The organism is Pseudomonas sp. 2 (genome assembly GCF_056627435.1).
The window spans coordinates 119,831-140,832 of sequence record NZ_JBWXNG010000008.1; the positions used below are offsets into that span (position 1 = coordinate 119,831).

17 protein-coding genes are annotated in these 21,002 nt (G+C 59.4%); 8 read left to right on the forward strand and 9 right to left on the reverse strand.

The window, feature by feature from the left end:
- Positions 1-88 precede the first annotated feature (88 nt).
- Positions 89-976: a 3-dehydrocarnitine:acetyl-CoA trimethylamine transferase CdhC gene (gene cdhC / locus AC1MEK_RS15375; RefSeq protein ID WP_480397146.1), complete on the reverse strand. Its 888-nt coding sequence runs from the start codon at positions 974-976 to the stop codon at positions 89-91.
- A 300-nt stretch (positions 977-1,276) separates the two neighbouring features.
- Between cdhC and AC1MEK_RS15380 the strand changes: the two genes are divergently transcribed.
- Positions 1,277-2,251, forward strand: a complete 975-nt coding sequence (locus tag AC1MEK_RS15380) for a GlxA family transcriptional regulator (RefSeq protein WP_480397147.1) — start codon at positions 1,277-1,279, stop codon at positions 2,249-2,251.
- A gap of 137 nt (positions 2,252-2,388) precedes the next feature.
- On the opposite strand, the gene AC1MEK_RS15385 is transcribed toward AC1MEK_RS15380, so the two are convergent.
- Positions 2,389-2,811: a DUF3010 family protein gene (locus tag AC1MEK_RS15385; protein WP_480397148.1), complete on the reverse strand. Its 423-nt coding sequence runs from the start codon at positions 2,809-2,811 to the stop codon at positions 2,389-2,391.
- A 52-nt stretch (positions 2,812-2,863) separates the two neighbouring features.
- A complete protein-coding gene (locus AC1MEK_RS15390; protein WP_480397149.1) occupies positions 2,864-3,268 on the reverse strand; it encodes a lysozyme inhibitor LprI family protein in 405 nt (134 codons plus the stop codon).
- A 227-nt stretch (positions 3,269-3,495) separates the two neighbouring features.
- Here AC1MEK_RS15390 and AC1MEK_RS15395 point away from each other — a divergent pair, with 227 nt between their 5' ends.
- The 6 genes from AC1MEK_RS15395 (at position 3,496) to etfB (ending at position 11,280) form a co-directional block, all read left to right on the forward strand.
- Positions 3,496-4,473 (forward strand): dipeptidase, encoded by a 978-nt coding sequence (locus tag AC1MEK_RS15395; protein ID WP_480397150.1) that lies wholly within the window; start codon positions 3,496-3,498, stop codon positions 4,471-4,473.
- Positions 4,474-4,549: 76 nt separating this feature from the next.
- Complete coding sequence (locus tag AC1MEK_RS15400) at positions 4,550-5,080, forward strand: DUF5943 domain-containing protein (RefSeq protein ID WP_480397151.1); 531 nt, start codon at positions 4,550-4,552, stop codon at positions 5,078-5,080.
- A 15-nt stretch (positions 5,081-5,095) separates the two neighbouring features.
- On the forward strand, positions 5,096-7,156 hold the full coding sequence (gene dgcA, locus AC1MEK_RS15405; protein WP_480397152.1) for a dimethylglycine demethylation protein DgcA: 2,061 nt from the start codon (positions 5,096-5,098) through the stop codon (positions 7,154-7,156).
- 161 nt (positions 7,157-7,317) lie between these two features.
- Positions 7,318-9,267: a dimethylglycine demethylation protein DgcB gene (gene dgcB / locus AC1MEK_RS15410; protein WP_480397153.1), complete on the forward strand. Its 1,950-nt coding sequence runs from the start codon at positions 7,318-7,320 to the stop codon at positions 9,265-9,267.
- Positions 9,267-10,487, forward strand: a complete 1,221-nt coding sequence (gene etfA, locus AC1MEK_RS15415) for an electron transfer flavoprotein subunit alpha (RefSeq protein ID WP_480397154.1) — start codon at positions 9,267-9,269, stop codon at positions 10,485-10,487. Before dgcB ends, etfA begins: the two co-directional genes overlap by 1 nt.
- Before the next feature lie 7 nt (positions 10,488-10,494).
- Positions 10,495-11,280, forward strand: a complete 786-nt coding sequence (gene etfB / locus AC1MEK_RS15420; RefSeq protein ID WP_480397155.1) for an electron transfer flavoprotein subunit beta — start codon at positions 10,495-10,497, stop codon at positions 11,278-11,280.
- Between the two features lie 49 nt (positions 11,281-11,329).
- Here the strand turns inward: etfB and AC1MEK_RS15425 are convergent, their stop codons facing one another.
- The 5 genes from AC1MEK_RS15425 to gbcA all read right to left on the reverse strand — a co-directional run bounded on the left by AC1MEK_RS15425 (position 11,330) and on the right by gbcA (position 17,640).
- Complete coding sequence (locus AC1MEK_RS15425) at positions 11,330-11,848, reverse strand: hypothetical protein (protein WP_480397156.1); 519 nt, start codon at positions 11,846-11,848, stop codon at positions 11,330-11,332.
- Complete coding sequence (locus AC1MEK_RS15430; RefSeq protein ID WP_480397157.1) at positions 11,848-12,039, reverse strand: hypothetical protein; 192 nt, start codon at positions 12,037-12,039, stop codon at positions 11,848-11,850. The genes AC1MEK_RS15425 and AC1MEK_RS15430 overlap by 1 nt, the downstream gene beginning before the upstream one ends.
- A gap of 765 nt (positions 12,040-12,804) precedes the next feature.
- Positions 12,805-14,490, reverse strand: a complete 1,686-nt coding sequence (locus tag AC1MEK_RS15435) for an ATP-binding cassette domain-containing protein (RefSeq protein WP_480397158.1) — start codon at positions 14,488-14,490, stop codon at positions 12,805-12,807.
- Positions 14,474-15,688: a YcaO-like family protein gene (locus AC1MEK_RS15440; RefSeq protein WP_480397159.1), complete on the reverse strand. Its 1,215-nt coding sequence runs from the start codon at positions 15,686-15,688 to the stop codon at positions 14,474-14,476. Before AC1MEK_RS15440 ends, AC1MEK_RS15435 begins: the two co-directional genes overlap by 17 nt.
- 653 nt (positions 15,689-16,341) lie before the next feature.
- Positions 16,342-17,640 carry a glycine-betaine demethylase subunit GbcA gene (gbcA, locus tag AC1MEK_RS15445; protein WP_480397160.1) on the reverse strand — a complete coding sequence of 433 codons (1,299 nt, stop codon included), beginning with the start codon at positions 17,638-17,640 and terminating at the stop codon, positions 16,342-16,344.
- A 331-nt stretch (positions 17,641-17,971) separates the two neighbouring features.
- Between gbcA and gbcB the strand changes: the two genes are divergently transcribed.
- Positions 17,972-19,072, forward strand: a complete 1,101-nt coding sequence (gene gbcB, locus AC1MEK_RS15450; RefSeq protein WP_480397161.1) for a glycine-betaine demethylase subunit GbcB — start codon at positions 17,972-17,974, stop codon at positions 19,070-19,072.
- A 62-nt stretch (positions 19,073-19,134) separates the two neighbouring features.
- On the opposite strand, the gene AC1MEK_RS15455 is transcribed toward gbcB, so the two are convergent.
- Entirely contained in the window at positions 19,135-20,760 is a 1,626-nt protein-coding gene (locus tag AC1MEK_RS15455) for a methyl-accepting chemotaxis protein (RefSeq protein WP_480397162.1), read from the reverse strand.
- Positions 20,761-21,002 lie beyond the last annotated feature (242 nt).

Sequence of the window (21,002 nt, forward strand, 5' to 3'; positions counted from 1 at the left end):
AACGCGGTGTGTCAGGCACCATAGATGTTGAATGTGCCGACGCTTCGCGAATGAATTCGCTCCTACACGGGGAGATGTGTGGCGAGGGTCAGAACCGCTTCTTCAGACCCATCTTCGCGCGGCCTTCGGCCGGGGTCATGACCCGGGCGCCCATGCGGGTGATGATCTCGGTGGCACGTTCCACCAGCGCGCCATTGCTGGCCAGCACGCCCTTGTCCAGCCAGATGTTGTCTTCCAGCCCGACCCGCACGTTGCCGCCGAGCAGCACCGCTTGCGCCGCCATCGGCATCTGCATGCGGCCGATGCCGAAACCGGCCCAGACCACGTCGGCTGGCAGGTTGTCGACCATCGCTTTCATGGTGGTGGTGTCGGCGGGCGCGCCCCACGGGATGCCCAGGCACAGCTGGAACAGCGGGTTGTCCAGCAGGCCTTCTTTCATCATCTGCTTGGCGAACCACAGGTGGCCGGTGTCGAAGATCTCCAGCTCGGCCTTCACGCCCAGTTCCTGAATGCGCTTGGCGCCCGCGCGCAGTTGCGCAGGGGTCGAGACGTAGATGGTGTCGCCGTCACCGAAGTTGAGGGTGCCGCAATCCAGCGTGCAGATTTCCGGCAGCAGCGCCTCGACATGGGCCAGGCGCGCCAGCGGGCCGACCAGGTCGGTGGCCGGGCCGAAGTCGGTCGGACGCTCGCCCGGGCCGATTTCCAGATCGCCACCCATGCCTGCGGTCAGGTTGACGATGATGTCGATGTCCGCCTCGCGAATGCGGTCCATGGTCTCGCGGTACAGTTCCACGTCGCGGCTGAACTTGCCGGTCTGCGGGTCGCGCACATGGCAATGCACCACCGTCGCGCCCGCCTTGGCGGCCTCCACGGCGGCCTCTGCGATCTGTTTCGGAGTGATCGGGACCAGATGGCTTTTCCCGGTCGTGTCGCCAGCACCGGTCAGTGCGCAGGTGATGATGACGTCGTGATTCATGAGAGAGGTTCCTTGCAGGCCGTTTGCGAGACGCGGGCTTTTGCCGCCCGCTTTTGAGGTGCAAAGCTACGCAGCCCAGGGCCCGTCAAAACGCACAGCGGCGACAAGCTCTTGCACGGTAGCGACCTGTGCTGTTGCTCAGGTTTGGGAAGGGGTGTATCTCATAGGCCATCAGAACTGTAGGAGCGCGCTTGCCCGCGATTGCGGTGTGTCTGTTGTCATATTTGTTTCAGACAGATCGCAATCGCGGGCAAGCGCGCTCCTACATGGCCAGCGTCGTTCTCAAGGTATTACTTAACGATGTCCCAGGATTTCTACTTTCTGCTCATGCCCGGCTTCTCCATGATGGGCTTCGTCTCGGCCATCGAGCCGTTGCGGGCGGCGAACCGGTTTGGTGGCGAGTTGTATCGCTGGCACATCCTGAGCATCGACGGCGGCCCGGTGATCGCCAGCAACGGCATGTCGGTCAACGCCGATGCCGCGCTCGAACCCCTGAAGAAAGGCGCGACGCTTTGCGTGATGGCCAGCGGCGAGCCACTGCAGTTCTATACCTCGACCCTGGAGCACTGGCTGCGGCGCCTGGATCTGGAAGGCGTGACCCTGGGCGCCATCGATACCGGCAGTTTCGTGCTGGCCGAGGCCGGTCTGCTGGAGGGGTATCGCCTGACCCTGCACTGGGAGGCGCTGGACGCGTTCAAGGAGACCTTCCCGCAACTGTTGGCCACCCAGGAGCTGTTCGAGATCGACCGTCGCCGCATCAGCTCGGCGGGCGGCACCGCGTCGATCGACCTGATGCTCGACCTGATCGGCCAGTCCCACGGCCCTGATCTGGCGATCAAGGTGTCCGAGCAGTTCGTGCTGGGGCGCATCCGCCAGCGCAAGGACCACCAGCGCATGCAGATCGCCACGCGTTATGGCATCAACAACAAGAAGTTGGTGCAGGTGATCGGAGTGATGGAGCAGAACACCGAGCCGCCCCTGAGCACGCTGGAGTTGGCCGACGGCATCCAGGTCACCCGGCGTCAGCTGGAGAGGCTGTTCCGTCTGCACCTGAACGACACGCCAAGCAATTTCTACCTCGGCCTGCGCCTGGAAAAAGCTCGGCAGCTGCTGCGCCAGAGCGATATGAGCGTGCTGGAGGTGAGCATCGCCTGCGGGTTCGAGTCGCCTTCGTATTTCACCCGCAGCTACAAAGCGCGGTTTGTGGTGTGCCCGCGGGAGGATCGGGGGCGGGTGGGGCGAGAAGCGAAGACGATCCCTGCCGCGACAGAATGATCTGAAACAACGCGGACCTCTGTAGGAGCGACCGGGGTGGCGCTCCACTTCATTCGCGAAGGCCGATTAGGCGACACATCTCTATCGACTGATCCATTATTCGCGAATGAATTCGCTCCTACAGGTGGGATTGCGGGTTACTTCACGCCCTTCATCAACGCCGCGCACGCCGCCTTGTACGCCTCGTGCTGATACTTGTTCAGCGAGGCAGGCGGTTCGATGTTGTGCTTCTTGGCCTGGGCCGTCAGCGTCTGGGGCGAAAGCAGCACCACCTCGCAACCTTCCAGCAACTGGAAAACCGTCTCGATCTTGAAAGTGGTGGGGCCGCCAGCGAATTCGCCTTTCTTGCTGCGTTTCTTGATGGCGATTTGGGTGATGGCGTGTTCCCGAACGAAGGTCGCGATCTGGCCGGCGAAGATCTTGACGTTCGAGGCTTCGTCATCGTCTTCCAGGGCGATTTTCTTGACCGCCAGCGGCAGCGATTCGAGGGCGCCGGATGCGCGAGTGGCGACAGCGAAAATGGCTTCGCTGCCTTTGATTTCTACGCCGCAGATGTTCATGTGCTGACCTTGAGCCCGTTGCAAAAGGGCGTCAGGTTAACCCATCCCGTCGTTATTCGGACTGCGCGATGCTTTCCAGATACTCGGAACGCTCGTCGCTCATGCGCGCCAGGCAGTCGTTCTGGCCGATGTTGAACTCCTGGGTGCCGGGCTTGGCCGGGAATACTTCGACCGCACAATCGGCGTCGCGCAGTTTTTTCCAGGCGTCCTGGGCGGTTTTCAGCTTGGCGATGAATTCGTTGGCCTGGGCTTTGTTCGCGCCGAACTGGGTATTCACGCGCTCTTCCAGGTTCTGGAAGTTCTCATCCAGCAGTTTGACCGCCGTGTCGCGGCTGTACACCGAGCATTCCAGCGTCTGTTTGTCCTCGTCCACGCCATCGCAGGGAGTGGCATCCGGATTGGCCGCTGCGTGCGCGCCTGTCGCGAATAGAGCGAGTGCCAGAAAAATCGTCTTCATTGGGGCTTCCCGATTCAGTGATGCGGTGGATTCTCGCCCATGCGCGCGGCAAAGAACAGTTATCAAACGCAGGTGGCAGACGCCCGCAGTCGCCCTTTGTCGTTTCTTGACGCTTTCGGCAATTCCCTTGTCGTTTTTGCATCCGGCCCGTCCGACCCACAGGCATATGCTGGCCCCAAAGCGCCGGCAGACGTTTCGGCGTAGAACAACCTATAGGGGACAGCCTGATGAGCCCAGCCGAATTGCACGCCGACAGCATCGTTATCGACGGTCTGATCATTGCCAAATGGAACCGTGAGCTGTTCGAGGACATGCGCAAAGGTGGCCTGACGATGGCCAACTGCACCGTGTCGGTTTGGGAAGGGTTTCAGCAGACCGTCAACAGCATTGCTTCCAGCCAGAAACTGATTCGTGAAAACAGCGACCTGGTCATGCAAGTGCGCACCACCGCCGACATCCGCGAAGCCAAGAAGCAGGGCAAGACCGGCATCCTCTTCGGTTTCCAGAACGCCCACGCGTTCGAAGACCAGATCGGCTACGTCGAGATCTTCAAGCAACTGGGCGTGGGCATCGTGCAGATGTGCTACAACACCCAGAACCTGGTCGGCACCGGCTGCTACGAGCGCGACGGCGGCCTGTCGGGCTTCGGTCGTGAAATCGTCGCGGAAATGAACCGCGTTGGCGTCATGTGCGACCTGTCCCACGTCGGCTCCAAAACCTCCGAGGAAGTCATCCTCGAATCCAAGAAGCCGGTGACCTATTCCCACTGCCTGCCATCGGGCCTCAAAGAACACCCACGCAACAAGTCCGACGCCGAGCTGAAATTCATCGCCGATCACGGCGGTTTCGTCGGCGTGACCATGTTCGCCCCGTTCCTGGCCAAGGGCATCGATTCGACCATCGACGACTACGCCGAAGCCATCGAATACGTGATGAACATCATCGGTGAAGACGCCATCGGCATCGGCACCGACTTCACCCAGGGCCACGGCCAGGACTTCTTCGAATACCTGACCCACGACAAGGGCTACGCCCGCCGTCTGACCAGCTTCGGCAAGATCATCAACCCGCTGGGTATCCGCACCGTCGGCGAGTTCCCGAACCTGACCGAGACCCTGCTCAAGCGCGGCCACCCTGAGCGCGTGGTGCGCAAGATCATGGGCGAGAACTGGGTTCGCATTCTGGGTGAGGTTTGGGGCGAGTAATCCCCTGACGCACTGAATTCTCCCTCTCCCGTCCGCGGAGAGGGCATCCAATAAAATTTTCTGGAGTTAAGTTTCCATGGCCAAGATCGCCCCGCAATTGCCTATCGAAGTCGACAGCGAGACCGGTGTCTGGACCACCGACGCCCTGCCGATGCTGTATGTACCGCGCCATTTCTTCGTCAACAACCACAAGGGCATCGAGGAAGTGCTGGGCGCCGAAGCCTATGCCGAGATCCTCTATAAGGCCGGTTACAAGTCCGCCTGGCACTGGTGCGAGAAGGAAGCCGAGTGCCATGGCATCGAAGGTGTCGCGGTGTTCGAGCACTACATGAACCGCCTGTCGCAGCGTGGCTGGGGCCTGTTCAAGATCCAGGAGATCGACCTGGATAAAGGCACCTGCAGCGTCAAGCTGGAGCACTCCGCGTTCGTGTACGTGTACGGCAAGGTCGGTCGCAAGGTCGACTATATGTTCACCGGCTGGTTCGCCGGTGCCATGGACCAGATTCTCGCTGCCAAAGGCAGCTCCGTTCGCACAGTGGCCGAGCAGGTCTACGGCGGATCGGAAGAGGGCCACGAAGATGGCCTGTTCGTCGTAAAACCGTTGTAAGCCGAGGACCGTGAGATGGCTTTTGAAGCGATGTTTCAGCCGATCCAAATCGGCAAACTGACTATCCGTAACCGCGTTCTCAGCACCGCGCACGCCGAGGTCTATGCCACTGACGGTGGCATGACCACCGACCGGTATGTGAAGTACTACGAAGAGAAAGCCAAGGGCGGTATCGGTCTGGCCATCTGCGGCGGTTCCTCGAGCGTGGCGATCGACAGCCCGCAAAGCTGGTGGAAGTCGGTCAACCTGGCGACCGACAAGATCATCCCGCACTTCCAGAATCTGGCCGACGCCATGCACAAGCATGGCGCCAAGATCATGATCCAGATTACCCACATGGGTCGCCGCTCCCGCTGGGACGGCGACCATTGGCCGACCCTGATGTCGCCATCGGGCATCCGTGAACCGGTGCACCGCGCGACTTGCAAAACCATCGAGGTGGAAGAGATCTGGCGCGTGATCGGCAACTACGCCAGCGCCGCAGCGCGCGCCAAGGCCGGTGGCCTGGACGGCGTGGAGCTGTCGGCGGTGCACCAGCACATGATCGACCAGTTCTGGAGCCCGCGGGTCAACAAGCGTACCGACGAATGGGGCGGCAGCTTCGAAAATCGCATGCGTTTCGGTCTGGAAGTGATCAAGGCCGTGCGTAAAGAGGTCGGCCCTGACTTCTGCGTGGGCCTGCGTATCTGTGGTGACGAATTCCACCCGGACGGTCTCAGCCATGAAGACATGAAAGAGATCGCCAAGTATTACGACCAGACCGGCATGATCGACTTCATCGGTGTGGTGGGCTCGGGCTGCGACACGCACAACACCCTGGCCAACGTTATCCCCAACATGAGTTATCCACCGGAGCCGTTCCTGCACCTGGCCGCCGGTATCAAGGAAGTGGTCAAGGCGCCGGTCCTGCACGCGCAGAACATCAAGGACCCGAACCAGGCCACGCGCATTCTGGAAGGCGGCTACGTCGACATGGTCGGCATGACCCGCGCGCACATCGCCGACCCGCACTTGATCGCCAAGATCAAGATGGGCCAGGTCGACCAGATTCGTCAGTGCGTCGGTGCCAACTACTGCATCGACCGTCAGTACCAGGGCCTGGACGTACTCTGCATCCAGAACGCTGCGACTTCCCGTGAATACATGGGCCTGCCGCACATCATCGAGAAGACCACCGGCGTCAAACGCAAAGTGGTGATCGTCGGTGCCGGCCCTGCCGGGATGGAAGCAGCACGTGTTTCGGCCGAGCGTGGCCATGACGTGACGTTGTTCGAGAAGAAAGACGCCATTGGCGGCCAGATCACCACTGCGTCGAAAGCGCCGCAACGCGACCAGATCGCCGGTATCACTCGCTGGTATCAGCTGGAGCTGGCGCGCCTGAAGGTCGACCTGCGCCTGGGTACGGCGGCTGACATCCCGACCATCATGGACTTGCGTCCGGACGTGGTGATTCTGGCGGTGGGCGGTCATCCGTTCATCGAGCAGAACGAGCATTGGGGCGCGGCTGAAGGGCTGGTGGTCAGCAGCTGGGACGTGCTGGACGGCAAGGTTGCGCCGGCCAAGAACGTGCTGGTCTACGACACCATCTGCGAGTTCACCGGGATGTCGGTGGCCGACTTCATGGCCGACAAAGGCAGCCAGGTCGAGATCGTCACCGACGACATCAAACCGGGTGTGGCCATGGGCGGTACGTCCTTCCCGACGTACTACCGCAGCATGTACCCCAAAGAAATCATCATGACTGGCGACATGATGCTGGAGAAGGTCTACCGCGAAGGCGACAAGCTGGTGGCGGTGCTGGAGAACGAATACACCGGCGCCAAAGAGGAGCGGGTGATCGACCAGGTGGTGATCGAGAACGGCGTGCGCCCTGACGAAGAGCTGTACTACGGCCTCAAGGACGGCTCGCGCAACAAGGGCCAGATCGACATCGACGCCCTGTTCGCGATCCAGCCGCAGCCATCGTTGAGCCAGCCGGGTGACGGTTACCTGCTGTTCCGCATCGGTGACTGCGTGGCGCAGCGTAATACCCACGCTGCGATCTATGACGCGCTGCGCCTTTGCAAAGACTTCTAAAGGCTTGCACATAACCCTGTAGGAACGAGCTTGCTCGCGAAAGCGGTGGGTCAGTCGCTGCAAATCTGACTGGCAGAAAGCATTCGCGAGCAAGCTCACTCCCACAGGGACTGAGTGAGGCAATTCGACCTGCAAGACCTTCAGGTCTTTGGGAGCTCCACATGTTGAACACCCTTCTTCCAATCCTGCTCTTCGCAGCCCTGGCCCTGGCGGTTCTGGGCGCTTTGCGGCGGGTGGCCATGTGGCGCAACGGGCGTGCGTCCAAGGTCGACCTGCTCGGCGGGCTGCTGGCGATGCCCAAGCGCTACATGGTCGACTTGCACCACGTGGTCGCGCGCGACAAATACATCGCCAACACCCACGTGGCCACCGCCGGTGGCGCGGTGGCGTCCATCGTGCTGGCGATTCTGGTCCACGGATTCGGCCTGCATAACCGCATCCTCGGCTACGCGCTGCTGTTGATGAGCGCGGTGATGTTCACCGGTGCCATCTTCGTGTACCTGCGTCGTCGCAATCCGCCAAGCCGTCTGTCCAAAGGCCCGTGGATGCGTCTGCCGAAAAGCCTGCTGGCGTTTTCCGGCTCGTTCTTTCTGGTCACCTTGCCGGTGGCGGGCATTCTTCCCGAGGGCTTCGGCGGCTGGCTGTTGGCGATCATTCTCGGGATTGGTGTGCTGTGGGGCGTGTCCGAGTTGTTCTTCGGCATGACCTGGGGCGGGCCGATGAAGCACGCCTTCGCCGGTGCCCTGCATCTGGCCTGGCACCGCCGCGCCGAGCGTTTCGGTGGTGGTCGCTCCACCGGCCTCAAGCCGCTGGACCTGGCCGACCCGACCGCGCCGCTGGGCGTGGAAAAACCCAAGGATTTCACCTGGAACCAACTGCTGGGCTTCGATGCCTGCGTGCAGTGCGGCAAGTGCGAAGCGGCGTGCCCGGCGTTTGCCGCGGGCCAGCCGTTGAACCCGAAAAAACTGATTCAGGACATGGTCGTTGGCCTGGCGGGCGGCACCGATGCCAAATTCGCGGGTAGTCCGTATCCGGGTAAACCCATCGGCGAACATAAAGGCAACCCGCATCAGCCGATCGTCAACGGCCTGGTCGACGCTGAAACCCTGTGGTCCTGCACCACCTGCCGCGCCTGCGTGGAAGAGTGCCCGATGATGATCGAGCACGTGGACGCCATCGTCGACATGCGCCGCCACCTGACCCTGGAAAAAGGCGCGACCCCGAACAAGGGCGCCGAGGTGCTGGAAAACCTCATCGCCACCGACAACCCGGGCGGCTTCGCTCCCGGCGGGCGCCTGAACTGGGCGGCTGACCTGAATCTGAATCTGCTGAGCGACAAGAAAACCACCGACGTGCTGTTCTGGGTCGGCGACGGCGCCTTCGACATGCGCAACCAGCGCACGCTGCGCGCCTTCGTCAAAGTGCTCAAGGCTGCAAAAGTGGACTTCGCCGTACTCGGCCTGGAAGAACGCGACAGCGGTGACGTGGCCCGCCGTCTGGGCGACGAAGCGACGTTCCAGATGCTTGCCAAGCGCAACATCCAGACTCTGAACAAGTACAGCTTCAAGCGCATTGTGACCTGCGACCCGCACAGCTTCCACGTGCTGAAAAACGAGTACGGCGCGTTCGGCGGCGAATACCTGGTGCAGCATCACAGCACCTACATGGCCGAGCTGATCGGCGGCGGTGCGCTGAACCTGGGCCAGCACAAGGGTTCCAGCGTGACCTACCACGACCCGTGCTACCTGGGCCGTTACAACGGCGAATATGAAGCGCCGCGTCAGGTCCTCAAGTCGTTGGGCATCGAGGTCAAGGAAATGCAGCGCTCCGGTTTCCGCTCCCGCTGCTGCGGCGGTGGCGGCGGCGCGCCGATCACCGACATTCCGGGCAAGCAGCGTATTCCCGACATGCGCATGGAAGACATCCGCGAGACCGGCGCCGAGCTGGTGGCCGTGGGTTGTCCACAGTGCACCGCGATGCTCGAAGGCGTGGTCGAGCCACGCCCGATGATCAAGGACATCGCCGAACTTGTGGCCGACGCATTGCTTGAAGAAGAAGCCGCTCCAGCCAAACCGGCTGCAGCCAAACGTGAACCTGCGGAGGCGCACTGATGAGCGACATTATCCGCCGCGACCCTCGTGCCGAGTGGATCGCCCGCAACCGCCTGCACCCGCTGCACGCGGCCATGCAACCGCAACAGGCGAGCTGGATGGGGCCCAACGGCATCATCCGCAAGAATGTGCACGGAATCGGTTTTATCGGCCCCAATGGCATCAAGCGTATCGACCGCAGTGGTGCGCAGCAGGGCGGAACGACCAAGCGCTCTGCCGCCGTCGAAGTGCAACTGCCACTGCATCAGGTGGCGGAACCTGCGTTCTACATCGCCGTGGTGCCGGACATGGTCGGTGGCCGCCTGAGCAGCCACGACCGCGATTTGCTTGGCCTGGCCCATGGCCTGGCGGGCAAGGAAGGCGCGGTGCTGGCGGTGGTGTTCGGCGAGCACAAAGAGTCGGCGTTCGACACCGCTGGCGTCGACCGCCTGCTGGTGCTGGAAGGCGCCGAGTTTGCCGGTTACTCGCCAGAACAACGCGTACAGGGTTTGCGGGCTGTGGATAACCAGTTCGACCCGCGCCACTGGCTGCTGCCCGACAGCCGCACTGGTGGCGGCGAACTGGGCCGCCGCTTTGCCGCGAGCATCGGTGAAAGGCCGGCAACGCGGGTCTGGCAGGTCAAGGGTGCGCAGGCCACAGGCCGTGCCGGGGCCGGGCAGCAGGACCTTTCGCGGCCTGTGTCGCGGCTGATTCTGGCCGCCGCCGAATGCGCCGAGCCGGTCAGCGAAACTCGCCACGAGGTCTTGCCGGTCGAGTTGTCCACAGGCATCGCTCGCAGTCTGGCGCGTATCGAGGATCTGGGTGCAGTGGCGGTCGACCCGGCACTTATCCCCATGGCCGAAGCGGAATTCATTTTCTCTGGCGGCAACGGCGTCAAGGACTGGGAGCTGTTCCACCGCACCGCAGCTGCCTTGGGCGCTACCGAAGGCGCATCCCGCGTGGCGGTGGACGATGGCTTCATGACCCGGGATCGTCAGGTCGGCGCATCGGGCACTTGGGTGACGGCCCGTGTGTATGTCGCTGTGGGTATCTCGGGCGCGATCCAGCACTTACAAGGCATTGGCGCCTGCGACAAAGTGGTGGCGATTAACCTGGATCCAACCTGCGACATGATCAAACGCGCTGATTTGTCAGTCATTGGCGAAAGTGCCGACGTGCTCAATGCACTGATTGAAGCCGTCGAGGCGTACCGGAACGAGGCAAAACGCGATGCAGCCTGACAAAAAAATGCCTGTGGATAAAAGCGCGCTGCATGTCATCAGCCTGGTGTCCATCGGCGCGCACCCGACCTCCGGTCGCCCGCGTCGCGCCGAACAGGATGCCCGTGCTGTCGAGCTGGGGCTGCAGCTGGCTGGGGATAACCTGCATGTGCTGCACGCCGGCAACGCCGAAGAGCCTGCGCTGCGGGCCTATCTGGGCATGGGCCTGAAAGAGCTTCACGTGCTCGACCAGCCCGAAGGCGCCGACGCGTTGCCGGGCCTGGCCGATTACATCCGCGAATCCGGTGTACAACTGGTGCTCGCTGGCACCCAGGCCGAAACCGGCGAAGGCTCCGGCATGCTGCCTTACCTGCTCGCCGAGAAGCTTGGCTGGCCGCTGGTAGTGGGCATGGCCGAAGTCGAATCCATGAGCAACGGTTCGGCCCAAGTGCTGCAGGCTCTGCCACGCGGCCAACGCCGCCGCCTCAAGGTGCGACTGCCGTTCCTCGCCACTGTGGATAACGCCGCTCCCAAACCCCGCCAGAGCGCCTATGGCCCGGCTCAACGTGGGATGTTGGACGTGGAAACCATCGATGTCACCCTCGACGAGTTATTCACAGGCGCCGAACTGAGCCCAGCCAAACCGCGGCCCAAGCGTCTGAAAGTGATCAAGGCCAAAAGCGGTGCGGATCGCATGAAAGCGGCGACAGCCAAGGCCAGCGGTGGTGGAGGGCAGGTGCTCAAGGGGGTGAGCCCACAGGAAGGCGCTGCGGCGATTTTGAAGTTGTTGGTGGAGGAGGGGGTGGTTCGGTAGGCTGTTCTCTCTTGGTACGTAAGGGCGCCCGTGTGGCGCCATTTGCGTTTCAGAGCGATTGTTCGTCTACGGCGATAGCGCCTGAGCTGGACTTCGCATCGACAATCATCACGTCGAATACCTGCTCGATGACCTGCCGTGGGCCTTGTTTCAGGCTCCAGGTGAAGAAGACGAGGCAGCCAAGCAGCAGGATGAAGCACGCCGAGCCAATGACGCTCTGTGATACGCCGACCCAGAAGCCTGGATGTGCGGATCGTATTTCATGGCTGGCTTTAGCTGCATACATGTCTTCCATAGCTTTCGCTTCACCAGCCAAGGATGTTTTCAAGAAGTCTGCAGCCAGCTGTGCTGCCTGATTTCTATAGCCTTCCAGCACTGAAGCGTTGTTGGATATGTCATGGAATGCTTCAAGATCGGCATCCTGTGGATGGTCTCCGTGCTTTTCCTTGAAGGACAGGATGTATTCGATCTTCTGTTGCTTGTACTGTGAGTACGCAAGCTTGCCTACGATGTCATTGTCATCTGCAACCAACGCTTTATAGATGTGGTTGTAGCCCACCTGAGTCATCAGAATTCGGTCTCGCGCAGCTTCGCGTAGGCCCGGGCGAAGGCGCTGCTGATTTCTTCGACGGTTCTGGGGCGGTAGTCGACGATTCCCAAAAGCTCTCGGGGTAGCTTGGCGGGGCGGCCTTTCTTCTGGATCAGATGGGCGTTTGCTCTTAACACAACGTCCCTGGAGAAGTGAGTTCTGGCTTTCATGACAGGCTCCGTATATTCGGTAGGCTGGCATGCATACTAATGATCCCGTTGGATCAGAGATGTCAGACATTTCTGATTTTCCCCGACGCAACCTGTCCACATATCCACATTCACTGTTGATCCGCCTGTGGATAACCTGTTCGGCCCTTCACCAATGCCTTTGAAACCGTGGCCTGCAGAGCATTGGTCAAAAAACATTCAATCTATCCTGCGGATTTACAACGGTTTTTCTCCACAGCCGCCGGAGCCTTCAGCGAGTTTTTGCTCACATTCTCTGTGAGTGCGTTTGTGGATAAGATGTTTGCCTTCCTCCGTAAGCCGCGTAATACAAAGCTTTCAGAGAGTTGGTTATTTATTGCTCAGTTCGACGTTTCTCTGACAAATACCAATCCGTCGCGTCCAGATTCCGTCGCTTATGGTTGTTTTCCACAGTGCAACCAGGGATATCCTCACTTGCACACATTCTCTGTTGGTGGGTCTGTGGATAAGGTGTTCGCGATCTCGCGTAGCCCTTTAAATATGGGGGATTTAGCCGATTGATCAAAAAACATACAGGCACTATCCCGATTGACCTGCTTCAATAACTCTCGGTTTTTACTGAATTTTCGAGCGCGTGCAGATCGACTTTCCCACAATTGCTGTGGGTTGTGCTGTGGATAAGATGTTTGTGAATCAGCGCGCCCTGCGGCATTGCTGCCCTTCACATGATGTGAGCATTTTTTGCTCAGTGTCCTGGAGTTTGCCGTCACCTGGAAGAATGGGGACCTAGCCAGCCGACAGCCCCATGGAAATCTGGTCCAGCGCCGAGACTACTGACTTGTGACGCTGGACCTCATGCCAGGGACCGTCAGCAACAACGGCGCCTTGCGCAATGACAATGACTCGATCAAAGCGCGGCAGGGCTGCCAGGTCATGAGTGGTGCAGATCAGCCCTCTGTTATGGAAGTGCGTGAACACTGTGTCCCAAACCTTTAGCCCTGTTTCCTGATCCAGCGACGCCGTTGGCTCATCGAGCAGATTGAAGTCGCCCGGGCGATTGATGAGTCGCAGCAATGACAGGCGCTTCGCCTCTCCGCCGGAAATGTTCTTGGCGCCTTCGGCGATCACCCGGTGGCGTACCAGTTCTTCCAGACCAAGTGAGCGAATGGCTGCAGCTAAATCAGAGTTCTCCCGCTGCCCGAAGAGTACCGAATGGCCAAAAGACCCCTCCAAAACCATTGGCGTTTGCGGGCAGTAACGCACACGTTCCAGATACGCTTGAATGGCGCCAGGGTTTAGCGGCTCGTCATTGAGCGCGACGAGGTGGCGGCGTGTTTTGAGCGTTCCTGACAGTGTCTCCATGAGGGTCGTTTTACCGGCGCCGCTTGGCCCGATGATGGCTACGGATTGCTCAGACCTGAAAACCATTGGCCGGTTGGTGATGTTTGAGACAGTCGAAAGGCTCAACGCTGACAAAGGCATGGCAAGTGGTTGTTGAGGCTGTTGCAGAACATCTGCGAGCGAGAGGATCTCTTGAAGCCTGTTGCGATCAACGAAGAACTGATCCAGCGTGCGGTATGCCTCAGCCAGCGCGCTGAAATTCCCAAGAAACAGACCGGCGATCGATACAACAGCTACTAGCTCTCCGATAGTCATTTTCGGTGAAACCGACGCCTGATCCGCTACACCCCACGCCAGTAACCCCGCGCTGCAAAGTCCGAGATACAGAATTCTGACCGAGCCAAGGATTGCACCTGTGCTGGCGACCTTTGTAGCCGCCTGTGCGTAGGTTGCATAACTTTCGCACAGCGGTTTTATTGCAGATTTGCAGGCTTGTTCGAGCTTGATCAGCTTTCCAGCGTGAAGCGTTTCAAACAACTTGCAGGACACCGCGTCCTCCTGATCGTTGACCGCGATCAGAAAGGGGCGCCGCCACGTCACCAGTCGGTGGTACAGGAGCATGTAGCCGACTGATACCCCCAACAGCGCGAGAAAGACGCCGACACCACCGACAGACGCAAAAACTGAAGCGATCAATATCACCTCGATGATCAGCGGAAAGCCGGAGGTGATGAAGAAGGTCAGAAATTTCTCGTACGCTGTAATTCCACGTTCCACCGATTTGATAAGACCGCCAATACGCAACGACGAAAACTGCTCAAAATCCTTCCCTAAAATCACTTCCGTCCAGTAGACGGAAAGATCCCTGAGGGTCGTTTGTACGAGCCCGACCAGTTGATAGGTCTGTAATGGGTTAATGACCGATTGCAGCACCACTGTTGCGCATAAAAGCGCCAGAAGCAGCGATATCGCGGATGTGTCCACTCCGTCTGCAAGCTTCAGACTGTCGATGATTTTGCCTAGCAACAGGGCTGGGACAAGGGTGGTCGCTTTCAGAAGTGCGGTTATCACTGTCGCGCTGAAAAAGAGGCGTTTTCGGGTGCACAGGATGTTTTTAAAGAGGTGAGTCATGGTTCTGGTCGCCTCCTATTGAGCACGCGTTAGCGCGAAGCAAGTGTTGGGGGACTACCGGAACACCTGCTCTGACCAGGTTGAAGCGTTCCAGCCCAGGTACGTAGATCTGCGTTACCGCGCATCCGTTGTCGAAAGAGGCAAGCGTTCGATGGAGCACACGAAAGCCGAGGCCATCAAGGTGTTCGACAACAAGCTCGATTTGTTCGGCGACTGAGATGTTCAGCGGTGGATCTAATCGTCGGCAGGTTTGGCCGATGTTTCTCAGCTTTTCAAGCTGAATCAATGAGCGCAACGAAGGTGAACGCTCCAGCAACGCGTGAGCACGCAGGTCGTTGTTTTTTTCATCTGCGTCATACAGTGCGGTCGTCTGAGTAAGCTCGGTTACTGCGCGTAATATTGCGATACGAGGATCGACTGAGCATCCACTGCCAATCGGGCAGATCGGGTGTCTTCCGTCTGCACGTTTAGGAATAGCCATGCTGAAGTAAACGCCCTGCGTGGTTGGGGTGAGAATTACTTTGAAACGGTCTACGGCTGTGCACGTTCCCAAGTTGTGCGAAAACAATTTTTCCAAAATCTCAGTGCTGGGCGAACACAGCTGCATGGGCTCGTGCTGACCGCAGAGAGACATGAGTATCTTGGACAGTATGTGCCGTTCTATAACTTCATTAATGCCGTGGAGGATCGCTTCGTTTTCAGAGCATCCAAATGCAATGCCAGAATTGGATGAATAGCGGCTGAGAAACGCAGCGCCGGGGATGTTTTTAATTTTTTCGTTCAATAAGTCAATTGGCATCTGGAGTACCGCGGGCATCATGACACGTTGACCGGTTTGTATGTCTGTCATTTCGACGCAGTCTATCCTGACTTTGCTATCTGGCAGATTGGACAGTATCCCGTCCATGCGAGCCACTGGTTGATTTCGGATTTCACCGAGGGCGCGTTCGCAAATTCCCTGATGTGACATGTGCTCCATCGCATAGTGCTCAAGGCTTTCAGCCAAGGCCCCGACACCGCAATTGGCTCCCTTCCCGGCACCCTCTGCGACGGTGGCGTTCATTGAGTTCTTTAATGTACCTAGCGCCACCGTCTTCGATGAGTTTATATAGCCAACTGAAGGTGTCAGGGAGAGGGATGAAATAGCTTGTCGGATTTTTTGCTCGGCTGTTGTGGCAGAAAATTCACGTTCTTCCATGTGGGAATCCTGTTGTAAGAGGCTTGGGGAAACCCCAAGCCTGTATCGCTTTGTAGCTATAACGTTTTAGTTGTGAGCGTAAAACTGCGCTTCACTGTTCAGCAGACCTCCCATGGGTTCATTGTTTTGATTGAACGGGATGATTGAGATTTCAGAACGGCGACGTCCCATGTTGATACTCCTTTATTTTCATTGTTTGGGATTTATTTCCTTTATTCCGACGGCGATCGCTGTCGGTGGTGTATTGATAACATTGAGATCGAGGTGCGCCAAGTCCGTATCGGTTTTAAATTTCCGATAAGGTTGTAGGAAGTTTCCCTGGTGTTGTTGTCAGAGTTAATAACTCACTGAGTCTATTATTATTTTTATAGATGTGTGAGGAAGTTGGCATTTGGTGAGTTGGCCGGAAAAAAGCGGTTTCGGCTTGCCTGGTGTTTACAAGAAGGATATTAACAATAAGCGCCTGTCGGCACGCGTAATGATGCGGCGAACGTATTTGCCACTCAGGAAGCGAGGTAGGGGGCAGCGATTGAGCTTAATCAGCGCTTCCACCGCCTCCAAACGCATCGCGGGCAAGCGCGCTCCTACAGGATCATAGGAGCGTGCTTGCCCGCGACGGGGTTGTTACGAGCGAAGCGAGGTCAGAGTCAACCTCACTCGTGATTGACCGCCACGCCCTTCAGATAAGGCGCAGGCTCGGCCCCCATGTTCTCCAGCAGCTTGGCGCTGTACCAGTCGATGAAGTTGACCACACCGAACTCGTAGGTCTTCGAGTACGGGCCAGGCTGGTAGGCGACGGAGTTGATGCCGCGCTGGTTTTCTTCGGCCAGGCGACGGTCCTGGTCGTTGGTGGCGTCCCAGACTTCACGCAGGCGCGCGACGTCGTAGTCCACGCCTTCGACGGCGTCCTTGTGCACCAGCCACTTGGTGGTGACCATGGTTTCCTGTGCGCTGATTGGCCACACGGTGAACACGATCACGTGGTCGCCCATGCAGTGGTTCCAGGAGTGCGGCAGGTGCAGGATGCGCATTGAGCCCAAGTCCGGGTTCTTGATGCGGCCCATGAGTTTCTTGCTGCCTTGCTGGCCGTCCATGGTCATGGACACGGTGCCCTTGAGCAGCGGCATGCGCACGATGCGGTTACGCAGGCCGAAGCTCTTGTGCAGGTAAGGGATCTTCTCGGCTTCCCAGGCGGCAGCGGATTCGGCCACGTGATCCTTGAATTTCTGGTCGGCGCGCGGGTCGTTGGTGTCGTCCCATTCCAGCAGGGTGTTGAGCAATTCAGGGTGCGAGCCGCTGCAGTGGTAGCACTCGCGGTTGTTTTCCAGCACCAGCTTCCAGTTGGCCTTTTCCATCAAGGTGGTTTGCACCGCCACCTTGGTGTTTTCCATGTCGTACGGTTCCATGTAGTGGGTCAGGGTCTGCAGGAACTCGTCGATGGCCGGCGGGTTCTGCGCCAGGCTGATGAAGATGTAGCCGCCAGCCGTCTTGCAGTGCACAGGCTTGAGGCTGAAGTTCTTCATGTCGAAGTCGGCGCCCATTTCGGTGCCCGCGTACAGCAGGCGGCCGTCCAGCTCGTAGGTCCACTGGTGGTACGGGCACACCAGTTTGGCGACCTTGCCTTTTTCCTTGGTGCACAGACGCGAGCCACGGTGGCGGCAGACGTTGTGGAAGGCGTTGACCGAACCGTCCGGGCTGCGCACGACCAGGATCGGGTTCTTGCCGATCTGCAGGGTCATGAAGTTGCCCTTGGCCGGAATCTCGCAGGTCATGCCCGCGATCAGCCATTCCTTCTGAAAGATTTCCTGCATGTCGATTTCAAACAGCCGCTCATCGCTGTAGAAAGGCTGCGGCAGCGAATAGGTGCGCTCGCGGGTCTGCAGCATTTCGGCAGTGGCCTTGCGTGCCGGTTCCAGCGGATCGCCCAGACTCAGCGTTGTAGTGACGTCCATCTTTCAAGTCCTCAGACCGCGATTTGAGCGATCTACGAATGTGGCTAATTACGGTTGTGTTTTGGAGCTGGCACGCGAGGCGACGGTGTTTTCTGTCGCTCATGCTTATGGGTAAAAAATCTGTATCGAATTAGCGGCGAGTGTGGAGCGGGGCGCGACGCGAACCTTATCCATGGGCGACATGGCCGATTCCGTTGACGACTACGCAGCCCCTATAGACCGGGCCTGGTCGCCATAAGTATGTGAATGTCGCTGATAGGTAAATACGCGGTTCGGCGCATACGCAGAATCGCCACCATAAGAAGCCGACAGTCGGCTGTGGAGAGTGAGCATGTCCCAGAATTTCCTCAACCCGGTCAACACCCAGACCTGGGCCAATGGTCGCCACCTTGTGCGGGTCGTCAAAGTGATCCAGGAAACCTGGGACGTGCGCACCTTTTGCTTCATGGCCGACCAGCCGATCCTGTTCTTTTTCAAGCCGGGTCAGTTCGTCACCCTGGAGCTGGAAATCGAAGGCGTGCCAATCATGCGCTCCTACACCATCTCCAGCTCGCCATCGGTGCCCTACAGCTTCTCGATCACCATCAAGCGCGTACCGGGCGGCAAGGTCTCCAACTGGCTGCACGACACCCTGCACGAAGGCCAGGAGTTGGCGGTCCACGGGCCGGTCGGGTTGTTCAACGCCATCGACTTCCCGAACCCGAAAATCCTCTATCTGAGCGGCGGCGTGGGCATCACCCCGGTCATGTCCATGGCTCGCTGGTACTACGACACCAACGCCAACGTCGACATGGTGTTCGTCCACAGCTCGCGCTCGCCCAAGGACATCATCTACCACCGTGAACTGGAGCAGATGGCGTCGCGCATCAACAATTTCTCGCTGCACATCGTCTGTGAGAAACACGGGCTGGGCGAGCCGTGGGCCGGGTATCGCGGTTACCTGAACCAGAAGATGCTGGAGCTGATGGCGCCGGACTTCATGGAGCGCGAAGTGTTCTGCTGCGGCCCGACGCCGTACATGAATGCGGTCAAGCGCCTGCTGGAAGCCAACGGCTTCAACATGGCCCAGTACCACGAAGAATCCTTCGGCGCGACGCCACCGGAAGCCCGCGCCGACGCCGTGGAACACGCCGAGCAGGCCGCCGAGGCACCAGAGGTCGACGTCTCCGAACTGCACCAGGTGGAATTCACCGACACCGGCAAGAGCATCCGCGTGGCACCGGGCGAAACCGTCCACGCTGCCGCCGCCAAGCTTGGCCTGATGATTCCCAAGGCCTGCGGCATGGGCATCTGCGGCACGTGCAAGGTGATGAAGCTCAGCGGCGAAGTCGAGATGGAGCACAACGGCGGCATCACCGACGACGACGTGGAAGAAGGCTACATCCTGTCGTGCTGCAGCATTCCGAAGGGGGATGTGCGGATCGAGTACTAATAGCCGCCCATAAAAAAGGGGGAATGCACGTTTGCGCATTCCCCCTTTTTTGTCTGGGCTGATTACAACCGGAACCGCGCCACCATGCCGTTCAGATCCACTGCCAGGCGCGACAGCTCGTTGCTGGCTGCGCTGGTCTGGTTGGCGCCGGTGGCCGACTGGGTCGACAGGTCGCGAATGTTGACCAGGTTGCGGTCCACTTCGCGGGCAACTTGCGCCTGTTCTTCGGCGGCGCTGGCGATGACCAGGTTGCGCTCGTTGATTTCCACCACCGCAGAGTTAATGGTGTCCAGCGCCACGCCTGCGCCCTTGGCGATGTTCAGGGTGGACTCGGCGCGCTCGGTGCTGCTGCGCATGGAGTTGACCGCCTGTTCGGTGCCGCCCTGGATGCTGCCGATCATGCGCTCGATCTCGCTGGTCGACTGCTGGGTGCGGTGGGCCAGTGCGCGAACTTCGTCGGCGACCACGGCAAAACCACGACCGGCCTCGCCTGCCCGCGCGGCTTCGATGGCGGCGTTGAGTGCCAGCAGGTTGGTCTGGTCGGCCAGACCGCGGATCACGTCCAGCACCTTGCCGATGTCGCGGGATTCGTCGGCCAGGTTGCCGATCAGGGTCGCGGTGCTCTGTACGTCGCCGCTCATGCGCTCGATGGCGCTCACGGTTTCCTGAACCAGATCGCGACCGTCGCTGGCCGAGGTGGTGGCGTTTTTCGAGGCTTCCGAGGTGCTGACGGCGTTGCGCGCAACTTCTTCGACGGCGCTGGTCATCTCGTTGACGGCTGTGGCGGCTTGCTCGATTTCGTTGTTCTGCTGCGACAGGCCGCGGGCGCTTTCGTCGGTCACCGCGTTCAGCTCTTCGGCCGCCGAAGCCAGCTGAGTGGCGGATCCGGAGATGCGTTGCAGCGTATCGCGCAGCTTGGACTGCATTTTCAGCATGGCGCCCAGCAGGCGGCCGGCTTCGTCAGAGCCGTCGACGGTGATGGTGCGGGTCAGGTCGCCCTCTGCTACTTCTTCAGCGGCCTTGAGCGCCGCGGCGATGGGCCGGGTGATGCTGTTGGTCAACAGCCAGGCGAACAGCAGCGTCAGTGCAGTGGCGATGATCAGCAGGGTCACGACCATGGTGAAGGCGGTCGAGTACTGATTCGACGCGTCCTTGTTGGTGTTGTTGAGCTGCTGGGTGTTGATCTCCACCAGCTTGCCCAGGACTGTGTTCATCTGATCAGAGTTGGTCTGCAGGTCGGCGCCCAGCAGGGTGGCCAGCTCGTCGAGCTTGTTGGCGCTGCTCAGGGCTTTCATGCGGTCTTCAAGTGCACGGTAGTCGTTGAGCAGTTTGACGTACTGATCGTAAGTGGCCTGTTCCTCGGGAGCGACGATCAGTTTGACGTAGATGGCGCGGGCTTCCTCGATCTGCCGATTGCGCATGGCCAGCAGTTCGACGGTCTTGGCCAGGGTTTCCGGCTCGCGGTTGAGCATCAGGCGATACGACAGCACGCGCAGGCGGATGCTGCCTTCGGTAAGCCGGTCCAGCGACTTGATGCTGGGCATGCTGTTGGTGGCCATGACTTCGGTGGCGTCGTTGATCTTGCTCATCTGCATCAGCGCGAAGACGCCGAGAATCAGCATCAGCAGGCCGATGATGGAAAAGCCGAGGAATGCGCGGGGCGCAATGTTCATATTACGTAGGGACATGACGGTTCCTGACAGGCCGCAATCCATGCGAGACGAAATGATAATGGTGGGGAATGCATGACTTATCGGTCGCGCATTCGCAGACTTGAACCCATTGGTCCATTGCGTGCGTTTATGTCGCAGGTGGCCTATCTGACGAACAGCAGGAACAAGAGGGCGAAAACGCAGTCAATCAGGTCCGTTATGCGTTTGCGCAATTGAAGTGAACGAAGTGCTTTTTTGCTCGGTGTTGCGGCGTAAAT

Coding starts and splice junctions, on each gene's coding strand:
- dgcB (WP_480397153.1), top strand. CDS start 7,318: ATGTTGAACACCCTTCTTCCAATCCTGCTCTTCGCAGCCCTGGCCCTG.
- gbcA (WP_480397160.1), bottom strand. CDS start 17,640: ATGGACGTCACTACAACGCTGAGTCTGGGCGATCCGCTGGAACCGGCA.
- cdhC (WP_480397146.1), bottom strand. CDS start 976: ATGAATCACGACGTCATCATCACCTGCGCACTGACCGGTGCTGGCGAC.
- AC1MEK_RS15385 (WP_480397148.1), bottom strand. CDS start 2,811: ATGAACATCTGCGGCGTAGAAATCAAAGGCAGCGAAGCCATTTTCGCT.
- AC1MEK_RS15395 (WP_480397150.1), top strand. CDS start 3,496: ATGAGCCCAGCCGAATTGCACGCCGACAGCATCGTTATCGACGGTCTG.
- AC1MEK_RS15430 (WP_480397157.1), bottom strand. CDS start 12,039: ATGAAAGCCAGAACTCACTTCTCCAGGGACGTTGTGTTAAGAGCAAAC.
- AC1MEK_RS15390 (WP_480397149.1), bottom strand. CDS start 3,268: ATGAAGACGATTTTTCTGGCACTCGCTCTATTCGCGACAGGCGCGCAC.
- AC1MEK_RS15425 (WP_480397156.1), bottom strand. CDS start 11,848: ATGACTCAGGTGGGCTACAACCACATCTATAAAGCGTTGGTTGCAGAT.
- gbcB (WP_480397161.1), top strand. CDS start 17,972: ATGTCCCAGAATTTCCTCAACCCGGTCAACACCCAGACCTGGGCCAAT.
- etfA (WP_480397154.1), top strand. CDS start 9,267: ATGAGCGACATTATCCGCCGCGACCCTCGTGCCGAGTGGATCGCCCGC.
- AC1MEK_RS15380 (WP_480397147.1), top strand. CDS start 1,277: ATGTCCCAGGATTTCTACTTTCTGCTCATGCCCGGCTTCTCCATGATG.
- AC1MEK_RS15400 (WP_480397151.1), top strand. CDS start 4,550: ATGGCCAAGATCGCCCCGCAATTGCCTATCGAAGTCGACAGCGAGACC.
- AC1MEK_RS15435 (WP_480397158.1), bottom strand. CDS start 14,490: ATGACTCACCTCTTTAAAAACATCCTGTGCACCCGAAAACGCCTCTTT.
- AC1MEK_RS15455 (WP_480397162.1), bottom strand. CDS start 20,760: ATGTCCCTACGTAATATGAACATTGCGCCCCGCGCATTCCTCGGCTTT.
- etfB (WP_480397155.1), top strand. CDS start 10,495: ATGCCTGTGGATAAAAGCGCGCTGCATGTCATCAGCCTGGTGTCCATC.
- dgcA (WP_480397152.1), top strand. CDS start 5,096: ATGGCTTTTGAAGCGATGTTTCAGCCGATCCAAATCGGCAAACTGACT.
- AC1MEK_RS15440 (WP_480397159.1), bottom strand. CDS start 15,688: ATGGAAGAACGTGAATTTTCTGCCACAACAGCCGAGCAAAAAATCCGA.